Below are 20,899 nucleotides of genomic sequence, written 5' to 3' on the forward strand. Positions count from 1 at the left end.
CTCCTTAGGCGTTCGCTTTTTCTGCTTCTTCAGCCGCACGCTTTTCTGCCATTTCAGCTGCTAATTTATCGATTTCTTTTTTCAACTCTTCTACCATTGTTTCTTCAGGCACTTTACGTACTGTTTTGCCCTTCATAAATAGTAAACCTTCACCACGAGCACCAGCAATACCGATATCGGCTTCACGTGCTTCGCCAGGACCGTTTACCGCACAACCAAGAACAGCTACTTTTAACGGTACATTAAGTTTAGAAATATATTCTTCTACTTCATTGGCAATTGAAATTAAATCAATTTCGATACGACCACATGTAGGACAAGAAATAAGTGTTGCCATATTAGAAGCAAGACCGAATGATTTTAATAGCTCACGTGCTACTTTAACTTCTTCAACAGGGTCTGCTGAAAGTGAAATACGTAGCGTATTACCAATACCTTTTGATAGAATCGCGCCAAGGCCAGCCGCTGATTTTACTGTACCCGCAAATAATGTGCCTGATTCAGTAATTCCTAAATGTAGTGGATAATCAAAGGCTTTAGCCGCTTTCTCGTAGGCCTCAATCGCTAGATTTACGTCTGATGCCTTCATCGACACGATAATATCGTGGAAGTCCAGGTCTTCCAAAATTTTAATATGGTGAAGGGCAGATTCTACCATACCGTCTGCAGTAGGGTAACCATATTTTTCTAAAATATGACGCTCTAATGAACCAGCGTTTACCCCGATACGGATTGGAATACCTTTAGCCTTAGCTGCATTAACAACAGCTTCTACTTTTTCCTTGCGCCCAATATTACCTGGGTTAATACGAACTTTATCGATACCATTTTCAATTGCTTTTAAAGCTAATTTATAGTCAAAGTGAATATCAGCTACTAATGGAATATTGATACGTTTTTTGATTTCAGCAATCGCATCAGCTGCACGCTCATCTGGTACTGCTACGCGAACTATTTGACAGCCTGCTTCCTCAAGACGAAGAATTTCTGCTACTGTTGCTTCGACATCATGTGTTTTTGTTGTACACATACTTTGAATGAATAATTCATTACTACCACCAATTGTTAAATTACCGACACGCACGGGACGTGTATTTGTACGGTGACAAATTTCACTCATTAACTTTCTCTCCTTTTCGGGCCATACTTTCGACCGTCACTGACATTTATTTTAGCAGTGTAAGAAAATAAGGACAAGGAAGAAACGCTAACTTTTCATTTTCCACATGTGTTTTCAAATTCAAATGACAGTGGAAGCTTAATATTTTCACCAGGAACAAGCGCCTGTAATTGTAAGTGTGGATTTAATTCGTAAAATAGTTGTAAACGTTCAGGAAAGGTCATTGGTACTTTGGCAGGATGAAGTGCAAATAAACTGTGGATGGTATCGCCTTGAATAGTCTGTACAGTGATATAATTTGGCTCTCGCTGCTTCTCACAAAGGGCGTTTTCAGTATTTTTCGGATTAATGGCAGCAAATTGTAATGAACCTTCTGTTAAATCTACTTTCACAACAAAAGCAAAAATAATAATGATAGCTGTTAACACTAAAGCACGCAAAAAATCCCCTCCTTTTCTAACACTATATTTAGAAGAGAGGGGAATCATGCATATTATTTTGTGATTGGTTGTTTTGGATATTTTGTGAGGGCTACGATTAGTAGAGTCACAGTTAAAAATAAAGAAAAAACAGAGATAATTGTACTGTTAATCGGTAAATAATCCGATAGCATACTTATTAGAATTGCCCAAGTCATGGCAAATGTCGTAGTTCTCCAAATGTGACGGTATTCTCCACGACGCTTCATGACATTTAAAATCAGTAGACCTGCTAAGGCATATAGTGCAATTTGTGTAAAAATAAGCATCGTTGTAAAAACAAAAAGCATAATGAATGTCACGGGATACAATACCCATTTAACGCCTTCTATGTATTCAGTAATACCATTTAAACTATTCATATCAAGTGTATCAACAGACAATCCGGCCGTAAAACGACCAAAAGAGAAAACTGTAACAACAGTAATTAGAAGAAAGGTATATTGAATGACTTTTCCGATAGGTAATAAACGATAGGCAGCAAGTTTTTTTGGATGAATTAAGCTATCGATAAATAGTTGTGAGTGTTTCATAAGCATATCTCCTCCAATCGCTATTCTACCATGTTCAACTTTGACAAGATATGAAATTAGTAATAATTACTGAGAATACGTTAATGAAATGTTAATATTGTGTAAAGAAGTTAAAGGTTTTCTTTACTTTTTTTAAACTATCATTTAAAGATTAGGAATAGAGAAGTAGAGATGTAGGAATTGGAGCGAATACAATTGACAATAGATTGGCAAAGCATACTGTTTCAATTTTTAGGTGGTTTAGGAGTCTTTTTATTTTCTATTAAATTTATGGGGGATGGGCTTCAAAAATCAGCAGATGATCGACTGCGGGAATGGTTGAATCGTTTTACAACAAACCCTTTAATGGGCGTGCTAGTGGGAATAATTGTAACGATTTGTATCCAGTCGAGCTCTGCAACAACGGTGATTACGGTTGGGCTAGTGAGTGCAGGTTTTTTAACATTACGTCAAGCAATCGGTGTCATTATGGGGGCAAATATTGGGACGACCATAACCGCCTTTATTATTGGTATTAATATCGGTATATATTTTTATCCTTTATTGGCGATTGGTGCTGGGTTATTATTTTTCTTTAGGAAAGCGGCGTATCAGTATATCGGACAAATAATATTTGGCTTCGGTGGATTATTTTTAGGATTAGAGCTAATGAGTGCAAGCATGCAGTCACTTCATCAATTAGCGGACCTAACATCATTAACGATTCATCTAAGGGATCAGCCCATTGTAGGGATTTTTCTTGGGACAATTTTTACATTGCTTGTCCAAAGCTCAACAGCTACAGTTGGTGTGCTACAGGGCTTATATGCTGAGCATTTAATTGGCTTAGATAGCGCTTTGCCTATTTTATTTGGTGAAAATATAGGAACGACCATTACTGCAGTTTTAGCATCACTTGGTGCTTCTATATATGCTAAACGTGCGGCTGCAGCCCATGTGCTATTTAATATTATAGGTACGATCATTTTTATGGTGTTCTTTATACCCTTTATGCATTACGTTCAGTGGATTAGTGGGCTATTCCATTTAGAAGCGAAAATGCAAATAGCGATAGCGCATGGCTCATTTAACGTGATTAACATGATGATTCAGCTGCCATTTATCGGAGGATTGGCTGCACTTGTCACGAAGCTAGTACCTGGGCATGATGGAAATATTAATGTGACAACGAAGCATTTAGACCCATCATTCATTGATTCTTCTCCAGCGATTGCACTTGGGCAAGCGAAAGAAGAAGTGTTACGTATGGGGGAACATGCACTTCATGGTTTAGAAGAAACATTTTTGTATATGAAAACAGGTGAAAGTGCACATATTCCTACAGTTTTACAATTAGAAGTAGCGCTCAATCATTTAGACAAGGAAATCACGAATTATTTAGTGATGGTGTCTAAGCAACCACTTTCTCGAGCAGACTCAGTAAGACACCATACACTGCTAACAAATGTACGAGACATTGAACGTATTGGCGATCATTTTGAAAATATTTTAGAGCTTTTACAATATAAAGATCATCATGAGGTAAGTTTAAGCAAGTCAGCTCGACAGGATTTAATAGGCATGTTTAGCTTGGCGATTGAAGCTGTACGAAAGAGTATAGCAGCTCTAGATACAGCTAGTTTGAGCTTGGCGCAGGAAGTAACTGAGCTCGAAAGCTTGATAGATAATATGGAAGATAAGCTAAGACAAAAGCATATTGCGCGCTTAAATACAAATGAATGTAATGGAGCGGCGGGAATCGTCTATACGGATATCGTTAGCAATTTAGAGCGTATAGGAGATCATGCTGTAAATATAGCTGACTCAATTTTAGGGATTCGACATTAAATCAACGAAACTTTTCGCTTTGTGAATCCGTATGAAAGGTGATGCAAGATCAGGCTGGTTGAGTAGGATAAGGATTTCTTTGTTAATTTAGAGCAAATTGTAGCGGAGGATGTGGCTCAGCTCACGTCAATAGAATAGATTAGCTTCTTCTAAGTTAACTAACCTGATACACGACAAAAGGAGAGAATTTTTATGGAAGTTGTTGGCTGGATCTTAGTGATTGCCTGCTTTATCATTTCATTTGTAGGATTGGTATACCCGATAATTCCAGGTGTGATTTTTTTAATCGGTGGTTTTATAGTATATGGATTATTTTTTTCATTTGAGGAGCTAAGCTGGTGGTTCTGGGCGACTGAAATTATATTTGTTGTCATTTTATTTGTTGCTGATTCTGTAGCAAATGCCTTTGGTATTAAAAAATTTGGTGGTTCAAATGCTGGTATGTGGGGCAGTACCATTGGTTTATTAATTGGTCCGTTCGTTATTCCGGTTGTAGGTATATTAGTCGGCCCATTTTTAGGAGCTGTGATTGGAGAGTTAATTGTAGAGCGTCGTACATTTGGAGAGGCTGTGAAAAGCGGTGTTGGCTCTCTCGTTGGCTTCTTAACATCAACACTTGCAAAAGCAGTAATTCAAATCGTCATGATTGTGGTGTTCTTTATAGCGATATGATTTATTCCATATAGTTTTTAAAGCCTTTGGTCGATTCCTGGACGCAATTATGCCGAGGCATAATTGACAAAACAATAGGGTAGGATAGTAAACGTACTGTTTTTTCAGTCAAAAGGCTGAAATCTTTAATTTGAAGTATTTTTCGTTGAATGGTTTGACCAATTTTGATAATCTAAGAATGTATTAATTATTTCTTTACTTTAGGGAGGAACTTAACAATGGCTTTTGAATTACCACAATTAACTTACGCTTATGACGCATTAGAACCACATATCGATGCAAAAACAATGGAAATTCACCATTCTAAACACCACAATACTTATGTAACAAACTTAAACGCAGCAGTAGAAGGCACTGAATTTGCTGAAAAAGATATTAATGATCTTATCGCAAACATTGATGCTCTTCCAGCTGACAAACAAACTGCTGTACGTAACAACGGTGGCGGACATGCAAACCACACATTATTCTGGGAAGTAATCGCTCCAGGCGGTTCAAAAACTCCAGTTGGCGAAGTTGCAAAAGCAATCGATGCTAAATTCGGTTCTTTCGATGCATTCAAAGAAGAATTTGCTAAAGCTGCTACAACTCGCTTCGGTTCAGGTTGGGCTTGGTTAATCGTTGATGGTGACTCAGTTGCTGTTACATCTACTCCAAACCAAGACTCTCCAGTTATGGAAGGTAAAACTCCAGTGCTAGGTTTAGACGTTTGGGAGCATGCATACTACTTAAACTACCAAAACCGTCGTCCAGATTACATCGGTGCATTCTGGAACGTAGTAAACTGGGATGTAGTTGAAGCTAAATTCCAAGCTGCAAAATAATCAATGTTTATTAGAAGGCTATGTCAAAGGTGATTACTCGCCAAGGCATAGCCTTTTTTGCTGTCTTTTTTTTGGATGCTACAATGTTTGTTGTATCCAATACAATTTAAGGTGAATGTAGAAAGGGAGAAGCAATCGCCAGAACGTTTGGTGAAGAAGCTTCACATTGTAGCTCACCCTCCAATATTAAATATAAAAACTATTTTTCAAACAATCGATAAAAAAACAGCAACTTTTCATCTTAAAGTGCCGTCAAATAAATGATGTTTTCAAGCAGAAATTCTCAAGTGCATGCTTTCCTGTCGTACCTTCGAATGGTATACTAAATATCGTGTATTTAAATTGTAATTAGATGAGGAGGGGAATACATATGCGCAAAGCACCGGGAAAAAATCGCGCGACGAGTGTTAAAGCAAAACATCACTCTAATTTAACATTTCGTATGAATGTCCTTTTCTTTGCTATATTTCTCGTATTTTCAATGCTAATTTTTAGGCTTGGCTATATGCAAATCGTAAAAGGGGAAGATTATGTACGCGATTTAGAGCGTAAAGAGGAGGTAGCTGTCAATACAAGTGTGCCAAGGGGACGAATGTATGATCGATACGGGCGTATTTTAGTGGATAACCAACCAGAAAACGCTATTACGTATACGAAAATGCCGGCGACAACAACAGAGGAAATGTTAGACATAGCCGAAAAGCTGGCAAAATTGATTGAGCAGCCAACAAACCGTGTCACATTACGTGACAAACAAGATTTTTGGATTATAAAAAACCATGATGCTGCCTATAAAAAAGTAACAGCAGCAGAACAAAAGAAAATTAAAACCCAAGAAAATGTACAGACAAGTCAAATCAATGCACAGATAGATAAGCTTGTTCGTGAACGAATTACAAACGAAGAATTATTGCAATTGACAGAAAAAGACTTAGAAGTATTAGCAATCTATCGAGAGATGGTATCAGGGTACAATTTATCACCTCAAATTATTAAGAGTGAAAATGTGTCTGCGGATGAATTTGCACGTGTCTCTGAGCGTTTAACTCAACTACCAGGAGTGAACACAACAACTGACTGGAAGCGTTTAAAATTATCAACACTTGGTATTTTAGGACGTACAACAGTACCAACAAAAGGGATTCCAAAAGAAAAGCTGAATTATTATTTAGCTCGTGATTATTCACGAAATGACCGTGTTGGTGAAAGTTATATAGAAGCACAATATGAAGATTTACTGCAAGGACAAAAATCAGTTGTTAAAAATATTACGAATAAAAAAGGGCAGGTAGTCGATACCGTTACTACCTTTGAAGGTGAGCCAGGTAAAGATTTAAAACTTACAATTGATAGTGAGCTACAATTAGAAACAGAAAAAATTGTCGAGCGAGAATTGCTTAAATTAAAATCCCAAGGTGGTTCGTATTTACTTGATCGTGCCTTTTTAGTTATGATGGACCCAAATACAGGCGATGTTTTATCAATGGTCGGTAAAAAGATTGTGAAAAATCCTGAAACAGGGAAATATGAAGTGGTCGATTATTCATATGGTACCTTTACAACAGCTTATGAGGCAGGTTCTGCAGTTAAGGCAGCAACTCTCCTTACTGGTTATAATCAAGGTGTTGTTTCAATGGGTACCACAATGGTGGATGAACCTATTGAATTAGCTGGAACAAAAGCAAAAACCTCTATTTTTAACCGAGGTGGTTATATTCAGATGGATGACTTAACGGCTCTAGAACGTTCGTCAAATGTTTATATGTTTAAAATTGCAATGCTTATTAATGGAACACCGTATAGCTATAAGATGCCACTTCGTTTAAAAGATGATACATTCCCTAAAATGCGTAAAAATTATGCACAATTTGGCTTAGGTGTAAAAACAGGTATTGACTTGCCGAATGAAGTTAGTGGAGTAGCGGGTCCATCTGGTCCAACAATGGGTGGTAAAACACTCGACTTAGCGATTGGACAATATGATACGTATACGCCTTTACAATTAGCACAATATATTTCAACAGTGGCAAACGGTGGTTATCGTATTAAGCCGCATGTTGTGAAAGAGGTACGTGAACCATCAAAAGATGGGAAACAGTTAGGTCCATTAGTGACTGAAATAGGGCCAACAATTTTAAATCGAATCGATAATCCTACAGAAGAAATTGATTATGTGAAAAAAGGGTTACGCCGAGTTTATACAGGTGCGCAAGGTACTGCGCGAGGTGCATTTGCCAATGCACCTTATACAGCAGCAGGTAAAACAGGAACGGCTCAGGTAGTATATTATGGAGATTTAAAAGAGTATTATGGTACGGATACACTTACCTTTACTCATGTTGGTTTTGCTCCTTATGAAAATCCTGAAATTGCCTATGCTGTTGTCATTCCATGGGCAACGACTAACACAGGTGCACATTTAACTAATAATAATGTTATTGCTAGAGAATCTGTAGATAAATATTTTGAGTTGAAAGCAAAATATAACGCTGAAAAAGTGACTGATAGTAATGTAAAACAACCAATTTTACCAGCTATTACAGAAGACAAAATTAGTGAAGATGAGCAAGAATAAGAAAAACCGCTAGTGCATTTCTATGCCTAGCGGTTTTTTTACAGTTTCAGAGTTATTATTGAATATCTGCGAAAAAACACGGTATGAAAGATCAACATTTTCATACCGTGTTTTATTATTTTATAAAAGACTTATTATACAGATAATTGTTGAATAGCTTTTTCAAATTGTTGTTTCGGTTTTAATCCATAAAGCTCTATATTATTACAGAAATAAGACTCTACCATAAAATCAACGGCTTCCTGTAAAGTATATTCCCGATTTTCCATAACAAGTGTTAAATACGTTTTAAAGTAATCGGCATTTTGTACTTTTGCATGCTTTATCACAAAGTCAAACTCCTCTTAGATTATTTCCTGACACAATTGCATATTATAGCATTTTTCCAAAGGGAAGCAAGTTTTATCTTCATTCCAAAGAAGACTTTCTTCTCTTAAGATAGTGAGATGATTGTGGAAATGCCCATTTTTAGTGGATGCTCAATTACTAACTGAAATCGAGGAACTCTGGCTAAGAACTTTACATCCTGTGGAAAATTGATTCAATTGTAAATTCATCTTTACAATCATTTACAAAGCATTACATTCCTTTACGTCTCTTTTACGAACTGTTTATACGACTTCAACATTTAGTCATTATAGTAAAGATTGTAAGACAAACAACTATAAAAATGTTAGTGACGGAGGCAAATGAGATGAAAAAGTGGAAGTACTTAACGATGACAGCGGTAATGGGTTCAGCATTAATGCTTGGTGCATGTGGTAGCGAATCTGCACAAAAAGGTAACAACACAGAAACAAATGCACCGGCGAGTTCAGGACAAGATGCTGCTGACAAAAAACTTCAAGGAGCTGTTTCTGGAGATGGTTCATCAACTGTTGCACCAATTATTGAGGCAGTAGTTGAAGAGTATGCAGGGACTCAACCGAATGTCAAAGTATCGGTAGGTGTTTCTGGTACTGGTGGTGGTTTTGAAAAATTCATCGCAGGTGAGACAGACTTTTCAAATGCATCTCGTCCAGTAAAAGATGAAGAGAAAGCAAAACTAGAGAAAGCAGGAATTGCTTTTACAGAGCTTCCTATAGCATATGACGGTTTATCAGTAGTCGTGAATCCTGAAAACGATTGGGCGAAGGATTTAACAGTTGAACAATTAAAGAAAATTTGGGTTGAAGATGGTAAAGAGAAAAAATGGTCTGATATCGATCCATCTTGGCCAGATGAAAAAATCGTGTATTACTCACCAGGTACTGACTCAGGGACGTACGATTACTTTGATGAAGTTATTTTAGACGGCGCTGATCTAGCAAAAACAGCAACATTATCAGAGGATGATAACATGCTAGTTCAAGGTGTAGCGGGTGACAAAAACGCAATCGGCTTCTTTGGCTACGCTTACTACCTAGAAAATAAAGATAAATTAGGCATTGTAAATATAAATGGTGTTGAGCCAACAAATAAAACAATTGAATCTGGTGAATACGCACCGCTTTCACGACCACTATTTGTATATGTGAAAAATAGTGCTATGAAAGATAATGAAGCGGCATATGACTTTGTCAAATATACACTTGAGCACGCAGGAGATATGGCAGAAGCAGTAGGTTATGTCAGTCTACCAGAAGATAAATATAGTGAAGCTTTAAAAACTTTAGAAGGCTTAAAATAAGTAGACATGCATGGAGGGAAAGAGATGTATGCTCTTTCCCTCTCTTATTTGAAAGGAGCACCCAATGGTTTCTCAAAAAGAAAACAAGACATCATCTGTGCAGCAATTAATTGCAAATTCGCGCAATAAAAAAACAAAGAAAATAGTGGAAAAAGCAATGCCAACCCTATTATTTTCTGCGGCACTTATCTCTATATTGACGACATTTGGCATTGTTTTCACCCTTATTTTTGAAACGTTTGAATTCTTTAAACGTGTTTCGATTACGGATTTCCTATTTGGTACACAGTGGCTACCGTTTTCAGGGAAGGAACCGTTATTTGGGATATTACCTTTAATCGCTGGAACATTGAAAGTCACACTTATTGCAGTTGTTGTAGCAGTACCATTTGGCATTGCTTCTGCAATCTATTTAAGTGAATATGCAAGCGAAAAAATAAGACGTACGGTTAAGCCTATTTTAGAGGTGTTAGCAGGTGTACCAACGATCGTTTATGGCTTCTTCGCATTAACATTTGTCACGCCGATGTTACAGCAAATTATTCCAGGGCTGAAACTTTTTAATGCACTTAGTCCGGGGATTGTTGTAGGTATTATGATTCTACCAATGATTACATCACTTTCTGAGGACGCGATGTCATCTGTCCCAAACAGTATGCGTGAAGGAGCTTTAGCTCTAGGAGCAACAAAATTTGAAGTAGCTATAAAAGTAGTATTACCAGCTGCATTATCGGGCATTATCGCTTCGGTTGTTCTCGCCATTTCCCGGGCAATTGGAGAAACTATGATCGTATCACTTGCAGGTGGATCTACACCTAAATTCGATTTAGATGTGACGGACTCGATTCAAACGATGACTGCGTATATTGTACAAGTCGCAACAGGCGATGCTGGCTATGGTACGACAATTTATTATTCGATTTATTCAGTAGGATTCACATTATTTATCTTTACTTTAGTGATGAATTTACTTGCTCAATATATTTCTAAACGCTTCAGGGAGGTTTACTAGCATGCGCTATATTGATGACACGGTCGTCATGAAACGAATGACAAAGCGTATTACGTTTAATAAAGTTTGGAAGTCATTATTCTTCTTAGCAACGACCTTTGCATTAGTGTCACTAGCTATTTTGCTTTATCGAATAATTACACAAGGTGTCGATTATTTAACAATCGATTTTTTAACAAATTTTGCTTCACGATTTGCAGATAAAGCAGGTATTAAGGCAGCTTTAATAGGTTCACTTTGGCTGATGGCGGTTGTTGCTCCAGTATCAATTATCATAGGTGTCGGGACTGCGATCTACTTAGAGGAATATGCAAAGAAAAATAGACTAAATGACTTTATTCGTATGAATATTTCTAACTTAGCAGGTGTGCCTTCCATTGTTTTTGGTTTACTTGGTTTAACAATTTTTGTTCGAATGCTGGGACTAGGGAAAAGTGTTTTAGCAGCTGGTTTAACAATGAGTTTATTAATTTTACCAGTGATCATTGTTGCGGCACAGGAAGCTATTCGTGCTGTACCGAACGAACAACGCGAAGCTTCTTACGGTATGGGCGCGACAAAGTGGCAAACGATATTGCATGTTGTGCTACCGGCAGCCATTCCTGGGATTTTAACAGGAAGTATATTAGCGATGTCTCGTGCGATAGGTGAAACAGCACCACTTGTTGTTATTGGTATCCCTGTTATTTTACAGTTTTTACCTAATGGTTTATTGAGCCAGTTCACAGCTTTACCGATGCAGATTTACGATTGGGCAAAACGTCCGCAAGAGGCATTTCAATATGTAGCGGCAGCCGGTATTTTAGTTCTTATGACAGTGCTTTTACTGATGAACTCTATTGCCATCTTTATTCGAAATAAATTCCAAAAACGTTATTAATGAGGTGACCTTATGGTACTGGGTATAAAAGAGGAAAAATCAATTGTCAAATCGATTCATACGGCTATAAAGCCATCTGCGGATGTTGCCAAAAAAGTAGTATATGATACACGTAATTTAAATTTATGGTACGGTGATCATCATGGTTTAAAAGACATCAATTTAAGCATCTACGAAAATGAAGTAACGGCTATAATTGGCCCTTCAGGCTGTGGGAAATCTACTTATTTAAAAACTCTAAACAGAATGGTAGAGCTTGTACCAAGTGTTCGAACATCAGGTGAAATAGTATATCGTGAGCGCAATATTCTAGATAAAAGCTATACTGTTGAGGAATTACGCACTCGTGTAGGTATGGTATTCCAAAAGCCAAACCCATTCCCGAAGTCTATTTACGATAATATTGCATATGGTCCACGTATCCACGGCATAAAGAATAAGAAGATTCTTGATGAAATCGTTGAAAAATCTTTACGCGGTGCGGCAATTTGGGATGAAGTAAAAGATCGCCTAAATCAAAATGCATACGGTTTATCAGGTGGTCAACAACAACGAATCTGTATTGCTCGCTGTTTAGCGATTGAACCAGATGTTATTTTAATGGATGAGCCAACATCTGCACTTGATCCGATTTCTACATTAAAAGTCGAGGAACTTGTACAAGAGCTGAAAAAAGATTATTCAATTATTATCGTGACACATAATATGCAACAAGCGGCGCGAATTTCTGATCGTACAGCATTTTTCCTGAGTGGAGAGGTAGTTGAGTACGATAAAACAGACGTTATCTTCCAAACACCAGCAGATCAACGCACTGAAGATTATATTTCAGGTCGTTTCGGGTAAGGAGGAGATTAGATGGTAGTACGTGAACGTTTTGAAAAGGAATTAAAAGAGGTCCAAGAACAATTTATCAAGATTGCCAATAGTAGTATCAATGCTCTTAAATTAGCATTTGAAGCATTAATAAATCAGGATTTAGAGACATCCTTAAAGATTCTTGAGGACGATTTAATCATCAATCGTCTTGAAGAAGAAATCAATGACCATGTTATTTTAATGATTGCTAAGCAGCAGCCTGTAGCTACTGATTTACGTCGTCTCATGGTGCTTGTCAAAGCGGCATCTGATATGGAAAGAGTAGGGGACTATGCAGTTAATATTGCTAAAGAGACAATTCGAATTGGCAAAGAACCGCTTGTCTTTCCTACAACAAATTTGCAAACGATGTGTAACAAGACTGTAGAGATGCTAGAGAGTATTATCAAAGCTTTTACAGAGGAAGATACTGTTCATGCTAAGGAAATTGCTGAGCTAGATGATTACGTGGATGATTTATACGGAGCGACAATAACATTATTGTTGCGCGCAGGTGCTGAAAATCCAGCACATATTTCTCAAATCACACACTTATCCTTTGTTTGCCGATATTTAGAGCGCTCAGCTGACCATGCAACAAATATTGCTGAACACTTATTTTATTTAGTTAAAGGTAAACATTATGAATTAAATAATTAGTAAGGGAAGAGCCAATTATAGGCTCTTTTCTGTTTGTCGACATAAGAATAAAGTGTTTATCCAACAAAGGTTGATTTTCACTCCGAGTTGGCGCTTTCCGCGGGCTTGGCTTTAATAACTTTCAGCAGGTGTTTGGACACCCGCTGAAAGTTATTAAAGCCTCCGGCGGATGTCACGGAATCGGAAAGGAGTTCTTTGTGCAGGCACAAAGCCGATTCCGGACGCAATTATGCCGAGGCATAATTGATCAATCTCCTCGTCACTACGTTCCTGCGGGGCTTTCAGCGCAAGCTCATCCCGCAGGAGTCGCCACTCTCCGTGAAAAATCAACAGCTCCTCATCATTAGTATGAGCGGATAAGCTGAAACAAAATATTATGATGACTATGATTAACAAACAAAAAAGATCTGGTTATAAAGGAGTATGTTCCATTATCTTCTATATAAAAAAATCTCACAGTAAAAAAGAGAGACGATTTCAACACTCCTACAAAATACTGATTGTTTAAGATTCACGATTAAATCATAATACAGCTTAATTCAATTAGATGTAATATTAATCTGCAAATCAGAGAAGAGCCAATAATAGGCTCTTTTTTCATATTGTTAAAAAACAAACCGTTAAGGAGATTATTGTAAATATGGTGTTGCTTTAAATGAGGATTGTTCCATGCTACTCGCTTTCCTATGGCGTTTGCTACCGCTCCGCTTTCGCATATAAAAACATAGCTGAAGTTGTGTTTTAACACTATGAATTAGAATAAAATTCCAGGATATACATACTACGCGGAGTGTTTGATTGGAGTGGAAGCTGGGCGACTCCTTAGGGATCAGCGTCACAGATGAGACCCTGGAGCGAGCAATGCGAGTGAAGCGGCTCATCGGACGCCCCTAGGAAGCTCTGCTCTGCGCGAAAGCGAAGCGTCAGCGGCAAAGCGCCCAGCTGGAACGGAAATCAAACACTCGTTTTACCGAAGTACCATACTTTATTTAATAGAATACTTAATTTTGTAGGCATATAGTTTTCCATGACATTATTAAATACCAGCAACATTATTAATTAAAATAGCGTCAAAATACTACAAATGTTATTGTATTGTCAAAAAATTATTTTGGTTATACTATAGACATTATCCGAAAAAAAGCGCTGGGAGGTGCTGCTTCGTGAAAGACGCTGTAGAATCACTCATAAAGAAATTTGATCTGGAATTCACGTCAGAACAACGTGACTTTTTACGTTTTCTATATGAAAACTTACATCTAGAGGAATTAAGTAACAAGGAACAACATTTTTTTATTGATTTTTTTTACAAAAGTGAAGCATTACGAAATATGGCAGCATTCGCACTTGAATTGGCAGATATTATTCATGAAATTTATGAAAATATACCAGCAATTGAGCAAAACGAACGATTGGCTAATGGAAAAGAGCAGCGCTTGTATTATGAGCGAAAGAGGCAGGTAGCTAGGCGACGAAAGCTTAATCGTCAAACAATAAAAAAAGGAAACATCCTATATGTTTCGTTTGATGAATACAAAAAAGAAACTGGTCCAATTATTATTTGTCTTGAGCAAACAACTGGTATGGAGGCATATTCTGAGCTTTGTAAAAGCATGATTTTACCGTTATTTATGACCGCGCACCGTGAACGTCGAGATTTATATATCGTTCCATATGATTGTCAAGTGCATGTACATTTTCAATTTGAAAAAGGGCATTTAAATTTATCCGATTTTAAGGATTTTATTGATTATAAGGCAAAGGGAGAAGCTGCCTTTTTGCCAGTCCTCCATTTTGTAAAGGGCTTGCTCCAAGAAAATCAACATTGTACAGATGCGGATATTATTATTTTTACAGAAGGCACCCCAATCGACGGGCAGCATCTTGTCGGAAAGCAAGCGAAGGCTATGCTTGAAGAAATGAAGCGAAAGTACCATGCTGAATTTTCGGTTATCGCTATGCATGAACATAATTTTAATGAGCAACAATTTTGGTTTGCTAATAAGGCTTTTTTTGCGGATGATGCAATTCAATAAAAACGGAGCTGATCGTCAATGTTGATTGGCTCCTTTTCTGTGAATATACATAGTAGTTAGAGGAGAATGAAATTTGAATTCATTGAATTGGTTATTACCTGATATTTCAACCCCAACGTGGATGGAAATTATTATTGCCGTTGCACTTTGTGTAATTGGTTGGCTTTTTCAGCAGTTTGTTATAAAGAAAATTATTAATCGTACTGTTACGTTTTTGAGAGATCATCAGCGTAACTTTCAGGCAACAGTACTCGCACAATTTAATAAAGCGATTCGCTATGCATTTATGTCTGCAGTAATTGTACTTAGCTTATCAATATTATTAGAAATCTTTTTATTTACACATGTAGCAACTAAAAATTTTGTATTGTCTATTATGGTCTTTTTTGCCTTCAAAGGCGTATATGATGTATTAAATTTTTATACAAAGCAGCCACTACCGTTGAATAACGATGAGGAACCAAATGTCCTGTTACCTTTTTTTCTTCGTATAGGAAAAGTGCTTATTATGATATTAGCAATGTTTACGATTGCTTCTTTCTGGAATTTTAATTTGAATGGCTTTTTAACAGGGATTGGCTTAACTGGTGTAGCGATTGCCTTTGGTATTCGAGATACACTAGCACATGTTTTTGGCGGAATGTCTGTAGCATTAGATAACCCTTTCCAAATTGGTGATTGGATAGCAACAGAGGATCAAAAAATTGAAGGAACTATCGAGGATATTAATCTTCGAAGTACTTTAATTCAAACGGGAGATAAAGGGCTTGTTTATGTACCTAACTCCTATTTGGTAAATCGACCAATCTATAATTTATCGAAACGAGAAAAACGGAAATGTGAGCAATTTTTATTTGTAGCTGCTGAAAATGAAGAAGATAAACTACGAAGTGCTTTAAGTGCTATTCAGAAGGAAATTTATTTGCATGCTCAAACTGAAAAAGAAATGATTCATGTATTTATAGATGAGTTTTATCCAACCTCTTATCGTGTCCTAGTGCGTTTCTATGTGGCAACAAACGATACGGCAGAGATGTTAAATGTGCGACAAGATATTTTATTTGCTATTCGTCAAATCTTTCAAGAACAAAATATTATACTAGCAAATCCAGATGAAGATGAATGGCTTCGTAATAAAAAATAAATTGAATTGTTAGTTTTTTTACTTTACAATGAATACATGAAATCAGCTTTGATGAAGAGTAGTAGCTATTATTATTTGTAATAGAGAGCTAGTGGTTGGTGGAAACTAGTACAAATAAATAGTGAATGGACTTCGGAGCTCTAATCCTGAATAAAGTATGGATTAGCGTTTGCCTACGTTACAGGGTAAAGAGAGGGTCTTTTAACTTTTTCAGCAGGTATACAAGCATCAGCTGATTGTAATTATGCTGGGCATAATTGATGAAGACCAATGAAGGTGGCACCACGGCTTTTTCGTCCTTTTGTGATGGAAAGGCCTTTTTTTATTTGTTTTGGCGGAATGAATCCAGACGCGATGTTTATAAAAGTGCTAAAGAAACAGCAGCGTTCATAACGCCAATGCATAATTAATAGATTTTGGTGTAGAAGAGCAGAGCATAGAAAAGGAGAGAGAGAGTATGACAGTTGAGCTTAGGAAGTTTGCCATGAAGGCATTACAGGGTGATATGATGACGCCAATTTCTGTTTATCAATCAATTAAAGGGGAGCATAAGATGCTTTTCGAATCATCTGCCAAGCATGAAGAAAGTGGGCGTTATTCGTTTATTGCGGTCAACCCAATTGCAGAACTGATTGGTGATAAGTATGGTTATTCATTTACTAAAGGCGGAGAAACAGAAAAATCGAGCGACAATGTATTAGTAAAATTAAAGCAAGTTATGCCGTTGCATAAGGCACAGTATCCTTTCGCCTTTTTTGGAGGAGCAATTGGGTTCTTTGGTTATGAAACAGCATTTTATACAGAAAAAATAGGTGAATACTTGCAGGATGATTTAGAAATGCCGGATGTTCATATCTTTTTCTATGATACATTTATCGTTTTTGATCATTTAAAGCAAGAGATTACATTAGCGGCAATCGATTTATTTGATGAAGGGCGTTCTCTTGAAGAAATGGAATTGGCTATTTCTACGATGAAAGAGCAGCTTTATACTGGAACAACGTTTGATGAACCGACGTTTGGAAAGCTAGATTTCAGACCAATGATCGCCAAAGAAAATTTTGTGGCACTGGTTGAACGTGCAAAGCAGCATATTCGTAAAGGGGATATATTCCAAATTGTTTTATCACAACGCTTCACTTCACCATATACAGGTAATCCTTTCGCTTTGTATCGTCAATTACGTACTTCTAACCCTTCACCATATATGTTCTATATGGATTTTGGTACGTATACCATTTTAGGTACATCTCCTGAAAGTCTCGTTAAAGTGAAGGATCGAAAGGTAACGACAAATCCTATCGCAGGGACGAAGCCTAGAGGTAAAACAGCGGAGCAGGATAACGCGATCGCGGAAGGTTTATTAAATGATGAAAAAGAAATTGCTGAACATCGTATGCTAGTGGATTTAGGACGTAATGATCTTGGACGTATTGCCAAAGTGGGTTCAGTGAAGCTTATAAAATATATGAATATTGAGCGATATAAGCATGTTATGCATATTGTATCAGAGGTTATCGGCGAATTACGCGATGATGTACATGTTTTGGACGTTCTTCGAGCTTGCTTACCTGCTGGCACAGTATCAGGTGCGCCGAAAATACGCGCTATGCAGCTTATCAATGAGCTCGAGCCTGTGAAGCGAGGTGTCTATGCGGGTGCAGTAGGCTATATTTCCGCTACAGGGGATATGGATTTAGCACTCGCCATTCGGACAATGATCATAAAGGATCATCGTGCCCATGTTCAGGCAGGAGCTGGTATTGTTTACGATTCTGTGCCTTTGTCTGAATATGAGGAAACGCTAAATAAGGCGCGTGCGTTATTGGAGGTGAAAAAATGATTTTACTGATCGATAACTATGATTCATTCACATATAATTTATTTCAGCAAATACGAATGCTTGGGAAAAATGTAAAAGTAGTACGTAATGATGAAATAACAATTGAAGACATTAAGAAAATACAACCTGAAGCCATTATTTTATCACCCGGCCCTGGTACGCCAATTGAGGCAGGAATAACAGTGGATGTTGTTAAAGAGCTATATAAGAAATTTCCGATTTTAGGCATTTGTCTTGGACACCAATCGATAGGGCAGGCTTTTGGGGGGAGTATCGTTCAAGCTAAAAATATAATGCATGGAAAATTATCGACGATTCAATATGAAAAAACAGGCTTATTTGCTCAGTTAGACGGTAAAATCGAAGTAATGCGCTATCATTCCCTCGTTATTGAGCAAAGCACGTTACATGAGAATTTTAATATTTTAGCAAAGTCCAATGATGATGGTGAAATTATGGCAATTCAACATAAGGAATACCCACTTTTTGGGCTGCAATTTCATCCAGAATCCATTGGGACACAAGAGGGCAGTATAATGATGCGTGCTTTCTTAGAACAAATTTCATAAATTAAAAAGTCTGTCATCGAAAATCAGTAGTTGGATTTTTGATGACAGACTTTTTTATATGAGATATTTTCCAATCAATAGGATGATAGTGTTATTGCTTTTTCCCTGTAATCAATTTTGCAATTTCCTCTAGAGACATCGAAGTATTGACCTCGTAGGAGCCAATTTGTAAGCTTCTAGAGTATTTGGGGTTAGCAAGTAAAAGTTCCATTTCAACACTATTGTCAATAATGCCACCATCTTCAAGCTTTTGCGCCACAATATATGGTGTAATACCGCTGTAAATTTGAAGTGTCATTGTTGTCGCATTTGCCTGTACATCTGCGGATTTATGAGTGTCTTTAGTCGTTGTTTTAGGTGTATCTGTCTTTTGATTAGCTTCCCTTGGGGCTTGCTTAGCTTGTTCCTTTAACAATGCAATTTCTTTATTAGCTTGTTCGAGCTTCTTTTGCAACTCATCTACATGTTCTGTATTTGTGGAAGCTTTAGTTGGAAGACCGATATTGAGATCAAAACGAGCAGCTAAAGCTAACAATGCACCTACAAGAAAAAGTGCAATGCCGAATGCACGGATAGCGGACTTATTCATGAATTACCGACCTCCGTTTGCAATCACTTGGCGAACTTGCTCTTCAGTTAAATTTGAACGAATACTTATATCTGCAACTGAAAGACCCTGCTTATTTAGTTCAAGCACCTGACTTACAATAATTTGATGTATAGGTTTCGTTTTTGGAGCAGCTTGTCCTGTTTTCGATGCCTGAGCAGCCTGTTGAACAGCTTGCATGACTTGTTGGACCTTTGGATTTGGTATAGCGTTATTTTGTGCCGATTTAACCTGAAACTCTGGCTCTAATAACAGCTCTTCCTCAACAATTTTTATACGTCGTTTTAAATTATTTGTCTCTTGAAAAATAGAGATGGATAGCTCCTCTACATCTTGTTCGACCTTTTTCGAGCTGTTTTTGAAAAAGAACGAAACAACAATTAGGAGAATTCCGACAATCATAAGTATGATGGATAAATCCAATAGTTTCACCTCATTAAGTATGTAATTATAAGGTATTTTACCATATGCAAACTTAATATGAAATGAAGGTAGATTTTTTTTTATTTTATGTTATAATGGGTTAGTCGTATAAATCATGCTCAAAATTTTAATTCTTGATATAGAGTGGGAGGGTTAATAATGCGCGTAAACATTACTTTAGCTTGCACAGATTGCGGCGAACGTAACTACATTTCTAAAAAGAACAAGCGTAACAATCCAGAGCGTCTTGAACTTAAAAAATATTGCTCTCGCGAGAAGAAATACACTCTTCACCGTGAAACTAAGTAATCGCTCATTAAGCCAAAACCACTTGTGGTTTTGGCTTTCTACATTTTATCTTCATTCAGCAATTTTTTTCTGTAGCGACAGATACTGAAGACTGTTAGCTCTGAAGGTTGAGAGATGAATGAGGATGAGGTTTCTTTTAGTGGGTAACCGAACACCAACTGAAATAGAGGAACTCAGTCTAAGAACGTCACATCCTGTGGTAATTTATCTGCGCGAAAGCGAAGCGGCAGCGGCAATTACGCCAAGGAGAAATTTAATAGGAGGTAGCTTAGCATGGAAAAAACAACTTTACGGAACAGAGTAAAGGAAGCTCTTGCCACAATGAGCGAAGTAGCTTACCACAATCAATCAAATGCTGTAGTTAAAAAAGTGCTACAGGAACCATATATAATAGAAGCAACTACAATAGGCATTACCATTTCCAATAAGCCAGAAGTCGACACAATTCAACTAATTGAAGAACTATGGCAACTTGGTAAAAAAGTCGCTGTACCTAAATGTAACCCAAAAACAAGAGAAATGTTATTTTATGCCATTGAATCGTTTGCCCAGCTAGAAACTGTTTATATGCATTTGCGTGAGCCAATTCCAGAAATGTGTGAGTTTGTTGACGCAAATGAATTGGATGTCATACTTGTTCCAGGAGTTGTTTTTGATAAGTTCGGATATCGAATAGGCTATGGCGGTGGTTATTATGATCGCTATGTATTAAACTACAAGAAGGGTAAGCTCATGTCTTTACTATTTAATGAACAGCTATATGAACGCGTACCTATAGAAGCACACGACTGCCCAGTAGATATCATTGTGACACCGACAAAACGTATTGACTGTGTAACGCAACGAGGAGCGAACTAAA

At 37.3% G+C, this 20,899-nt stretch carries 21 protein-coding genes and 1 other annotated feature; of the genes, 15 read left to right on the plus strand and 6 right to left on the minus strand.

The annotated features are described in order from the left end of the window. Positions 1-4: 4 nt before the first annotated feature. From ispG to JNUCC51_RS20025, 3 genes are all read right to left on the minus strand, one after another. Positions 5-1,120, minus strand: coding sequence for a flavodoxin-dependent (E)-4-hydroxy-3-methylbut-2-enyl-diphosphate synthase (gene ispG, locus JNUCC51_RS20015; protein WP_134018331.1), 1,116 nt, complete (start codon positions 1,118-1,120; stop codon positions 5-7). A gap of 95 nt (positions 1,121-1,215) precedes the next feature. Next, entirely contained in the window at positions 1,216-1,560 is a 345-nt protein-coding gene (locus tag JNUCC51_RS20020) for a hypothetical protein (RefSeq protein WP_049663892.1), read from the minus strand. Between the two features lie 53 nt (positions 1,561-1,613). Further along, positions 1,614-2,132 (minus strand): DUF1189 family protein, encoded by a 519-nt coding sequence (locus JNUCC51_RS20025; protein ID WP_337989446.1) that lies wholly within the window; start codon positions 2,130-2,132, stop codon positions 1,614-1,616. 195 nt (positions 2,133-2,327) lie between these two features. On the opposite strand from JNUCC51_RS20025, the gene JNUCC51_RS20030 reads away from it, so the two are divergent. The 4 genes from JNUCC51_RS20030 to JNUCC51_RS20045 all read left to right on the plus strand — a co-directional run bounded on the left by JNUCC51_RS20030 (position 2,328) and on the right by JNUCC51_RS20045 (position 8,030). After that, the gene (locus JNUCC51_RS20030) at positions 2,328-3,959 is read left to right on the plus strand and encodes a Na/Pi cotransporter family protein (RefSeq protein WP_337989447.1); all 1,632 of its coding nucleotides are present in this window, start codon (positions 2,328-2,330) and stop codon (positions 3,957-3,959) included. A gap of 192 nt (positions 3,960-4,151) precedes the next feature. Further along, positions 4,152-4,631 (plus strand): DUF456 domain-containing protein, encoded by a 480-nt coding sequence (locus JNUCC51_RS20035; protein ID WP_337989448.1) that lies wholly within the window; start codon positions 4,152-4,154, stop codon positions 4,629-4,631. Between the two features lie 218 nt (positions 4,632-4,849). After that, the gene (locus tag JNUCC51_RS20040) at positions 4,850-5,455 is read left to right on the plus strand and encodes a superoxide dismutase (protein WP_337989449.1); all 606 of its coding nucleotides are present in this window, start codon (positions 4,850-4,852) and stop codon (positions 5,453-5,455) included. A 370-nt stretch (positions 5,456-5,825) separates the two neighbouring features. Beyond that, positions 5,826-8,030 carry a penicillin-binding transpeptidase domain-containing protein gene (locus JNUCC51_RS20045; protein ID WP_337989450.1) on the plus strand — a complete coding sequence of 735 codons (2,205 nt, stop codon included), beginning with the start codon at positions 5,826-5,828 and terminating at the stop codon, positions 8,028-8,030. 134 nt (positions 8,031-8,164) lie between these two features. Here the strand turns inward: JNUCC51_RS20045 and JNUCC51_RS20050 are convergent, their stop codons facing one another. After that, on the minus strand, positions 8,165-8,359 hold the full coding sequence (locus JNUCC51_RS20050) for a hypothetical protein (RefSeq protein WP_337989451.1): 195 nt from the start codon (positions 8,357-8,359) through the stop codon (positions 8,165-8,167). 365 nt (positions 8,360-8,724) lie between these two features. Here JNUCC51_RS20050 and JNUCC51_RS20055 point away from each other — a divergent pair, with 365 nt between their 5' ends. The 9 genes from JNUCC51_RS20055 (at position 8,725) to JNUCC51_RS20095 (ending at position 18,701) form a co-directional block, all read left to right on the plus strand. Next, a complete protein-coding gene (locus JNUCC51_RS20055; protein WP_337989452.1) occupies positions 8,725-9,699 on the plus strand; it encodes a PstS family phosphate ABC transporter substrate-binding protein in 975 nt (324 codons plus the stop codon). A 64-nt stretch (positions 9,700-9,763) separates the two neighbouring features. Continuing rightward, positions 9,764-10,711, plus strand: a complete 948-nt coding sequence (gene pstC, locus JNUCC51_RS20060) for a phosphate ABC transporter permease subunit PstC (protein WP_049663908.1) — start codon at positions 9,764-9,766, stop codon at positions 10,709-10,711. Between the two features lies 1 nt (position 10,712). Continuing rightward, positions 10,713-11,591 carry a phosphate ABC transporter permease PstA gene (gene pstA / locus JNUCC51_RS20065; protein ID WP_337989453.1) on the plus strand — a complete coding sequence of 293 codons (879 nt, stop codon included), beginning with the start codon at positions 10,713-10,715 and terminating at the stop codon, positions 11,589-11,591. Between the two features lie 12 nt (positions 11,592-11,603). After that, positions 11,604-12,437, plus strand: a complete 834-nt coding sequence (gene pstB / locus JNUCC51_RS20070) for a phosphate ABC transporter ATP-binding protein PstB (protein WP_337989454.1) — start codon at positions 11,604-11,606, stop codon at positions 12,435-12,437. Positions 12,438-12,449: 12 nt separating this feature from the next. Next, on the plus strand, positions 12,450-13,109 hold the full coding sequence (gene phoU / locus JNUCC51_RS20075) for a phosphate signaling complex protein PhoU (RefSeq protein WP_268639483.1): 660 nt from the start codon (positions 12,450-12,452) through the stop codon (positions 13,107-13,109). Positions 13,110-14,272: 1,163 nt separating this feature from the next. Continuing rightward, complete coding sequence (locus JNUCC51_RS20080) at positions 14,273-15,145, plus strand: vWA domain-containing protein (RefSeq protein WP_337989455.1); 873 nt, start codon at positions 14,273-14,275, stop codon at positions 15,143-15,145. Between the two features lie 73 nt (positions 15,146-15,218). Continuing rightward, positions 15,219-16,289: a mechanosensitive ion channel family protein gene (locus JNUCC51_RS20085; protein WP_134018309.1), complete on the plus strand. Its 1,071-nt coding sequence runs from the start codon at positions 15,219-15,221 to the stop codon at positions 16,287-16,289. A gap of 39 nt (positions 16,290-16,328) precedes the next feature. Beyond that, positions 16,329-16,593: a binding site (T-box leader), on the plus strand. 153 nt (positions 16,594-16,746) lie between these two features. Beyond that, positions 16,747-18,132 (plus strand): anthranilate synthase component I, encoded by a 1,386-nt coding sequence (gene trpE / locus JNUCC51_RS20090; RefSeq protein ID WP_337989456.1) that lies wholly within the window; start codon positions 16,747-16,749, stop codon positions 18,130-18,132. Then, positions 18,129-18,701 (plus strand): anthranilate synthase component II, encoded by a 573-nt coding sequence (locus JNUCC51_RS20095; RefSeq protein ID WP_337989457.1) that lies wholly within the window; start codon positions 18,129-18,131, stop codon positions 18,699-18,701. The genes trpE and JNUCC51_RS20095 overlap by 4 nt, the downstream gene beginning before the upstream one ends. A gap of 91 nt (positions 18,702-18,792) precedes the next feature. Here JNUCC51_RS20095 and JNUCC51_RS20100 read toward each other — a convergent pair whose 3' ends face one another. Then, positions 18,793-19,290 (minus strand): hypothetical protein, encoded by a 498-nt coding sequence (locus JNUCC51_RS20100; RefSeq protein ID WP_337989458.1) that lies wholly within the window; start codon positions 19,288-19,290, stop codon positions 18,793-18,795. 3 nt (positions 19,291-19,293) lie between these two features. After that, entirely contained in the window at positions 19,294-19,740 is a 447-nt protein-coding gene (locus tag JNUCC51_RS20105; protein WP_337989459.1) for a hypothetical protein, read from the minus strand. A 150-nt stretch (positions 19,741-19,890) separates the two neighbouring features. Here JNUCC51_RS20105 and rpmG point away from each other — a divergent pair, with 150 nt between their 5' ends. Both rpmG and JNUCC51_RS20115 read left to right on the plus strand, forming a co-directional pair. Further along, entirely contained in the window at positions 19,891-20,040 is a 150-nt protein-coding gene (rpmG, locus tag JNUCC51_RS20110; protein WP_008408521.1) for a 50S ribosomal protein L33, read from the plus strand. A 273-nt stretch (positions 20,041-20,313) separates the two neighbouring features. Further along, positions 20,314-20,898 carry a 5-formyltetrahydrofolate cyclo-ligase gene (locus JNUCC51_RS20115; RefSeq protein ID WP_337989460.1) on the plus strand — a complete coding sequence of 195 codons (585 nt, stop codon included), beginning with the start codon at positions 20,314-20,316 and terminating at the stop codon, positions 20,896-20,898. The last annotated feature ends 1 nt before the right edge of the window (position 20,899 follow it).

Origin of the sequence: Lysinibacillus sp. JNUCC 51, assembly GCF_015999525.1 — a bacterium.
Lineage (GTDB): Bacteria > Bacillota > Bacilli > Bacillales_A > Planococcaceae > Lysinibacillus > Lysinibacillus xylanilyticus.

Excerpts from the sequence above, each read along its gene's own strand:
- ispG (WP_134018331.1), bottom strand. The coding sequence starts at position 1,120 with ATGAGTGAAATTTGTCACCGTACAAATACACGTCCCGTGCGTGTCGGT.
- JNUCC51_RS20025 (WP_337989446.1), bottom strand. The coding sequence starts at position 2,132 with ATGAAACACTCACAACTATTTATCGATAGCTTAATTCATCCAAAAAAA.
- JNUCC51_RS20035 (WP_337989448.1), top strand. The coding sequence starts at position 4,152 with ATGGAAGTTGTTGGCTGGATCTTAGTGATTGCCTGCTTTATCATTTCA.
- JNUCC51_RS20040 (WP_337989449.1), top strand. The coding sequence starts at position 4,850 with ATGGCTTTTGAATTACCACAATTAACTTACGCTTATGACGCATTAGAA.
- JNUCC51_RS20045 (WP_337989450.1), top strand. The coding sequence starts at position 5,826 with ATGCGCAAAGCACCGGGAAAAAATCGCGCGACGAGTGTTAAAGCAAAA.
- JNUCC51_RS20055 (WP_337989452.1), top strand. The coding sequence starts at position 8,725 with ATGAAAAAGTGGAAGTACTTAACGATGACAGCGGTAATGGGTTCAGCA.
- pstC (WP_049663908.1), top strand. The coding sequence starts at position 9,764 with ATGGTTTCTCAAAAAGAAAACAAGACATCATCTGTGCAGCAATTAATT.
- pstA (WP_337989453.1), top strand. The coding sequence starts at position 10,713 with ATGCGCTATATTGATGACACGGTCGTCATGAAACGAATGACAAAGCGT.
- pstB (WP_337989454.1), top strand. The coding sequence starts at position 11,604 with ATGGTACTGGGTATAAAAGAGGAAAAATCAATTGTCAAATCGATTCAT.
- phoU (WP_268639483.1), top strand. The coding sequence starts at position 12,450 with ATGGTAGTACGTGAACGTTTTGAAAAGGAATTAAAAGAGGTCCAAGAA.
- trpE (WP_337989456.1), top strand. The coding sequence starts at position 16,747 with ATGACAGTTGAGCTTAGGAAGTTTGCCATGAAGGCATTACAGGGTGAT.
- JNUCC51_RS20095 (WP_337989457.1), top strand. The coding sequence starts at position 18,129 with ATGATTTTACTGATCGATAACTATGATTCATTCACATATAATTTATTT.
- JNUCC51_RS20100 (WP_337989458.1), bottom strand. The coding sequence starts at position 19,290 with ATGAATAAGTCCGCTATCCGTGCATTCGGCATTGCACTTTTTCTTGTA.
- rpmG (WP_008408521.1), top strand. The coding sequence starts at position 19,891 with ATGCGCGTAAACATTACTTTAGCTTGCACAGATTGCGGCGAACGTAAC.
- JNUCC51_RS20115 (WP_337989460.1), top strand. The coding sequence starts at position 20,314 with ATGGAAAAAACAACTTTACGGAACAGAGTAAAGGAAGCTCTTGCCACA.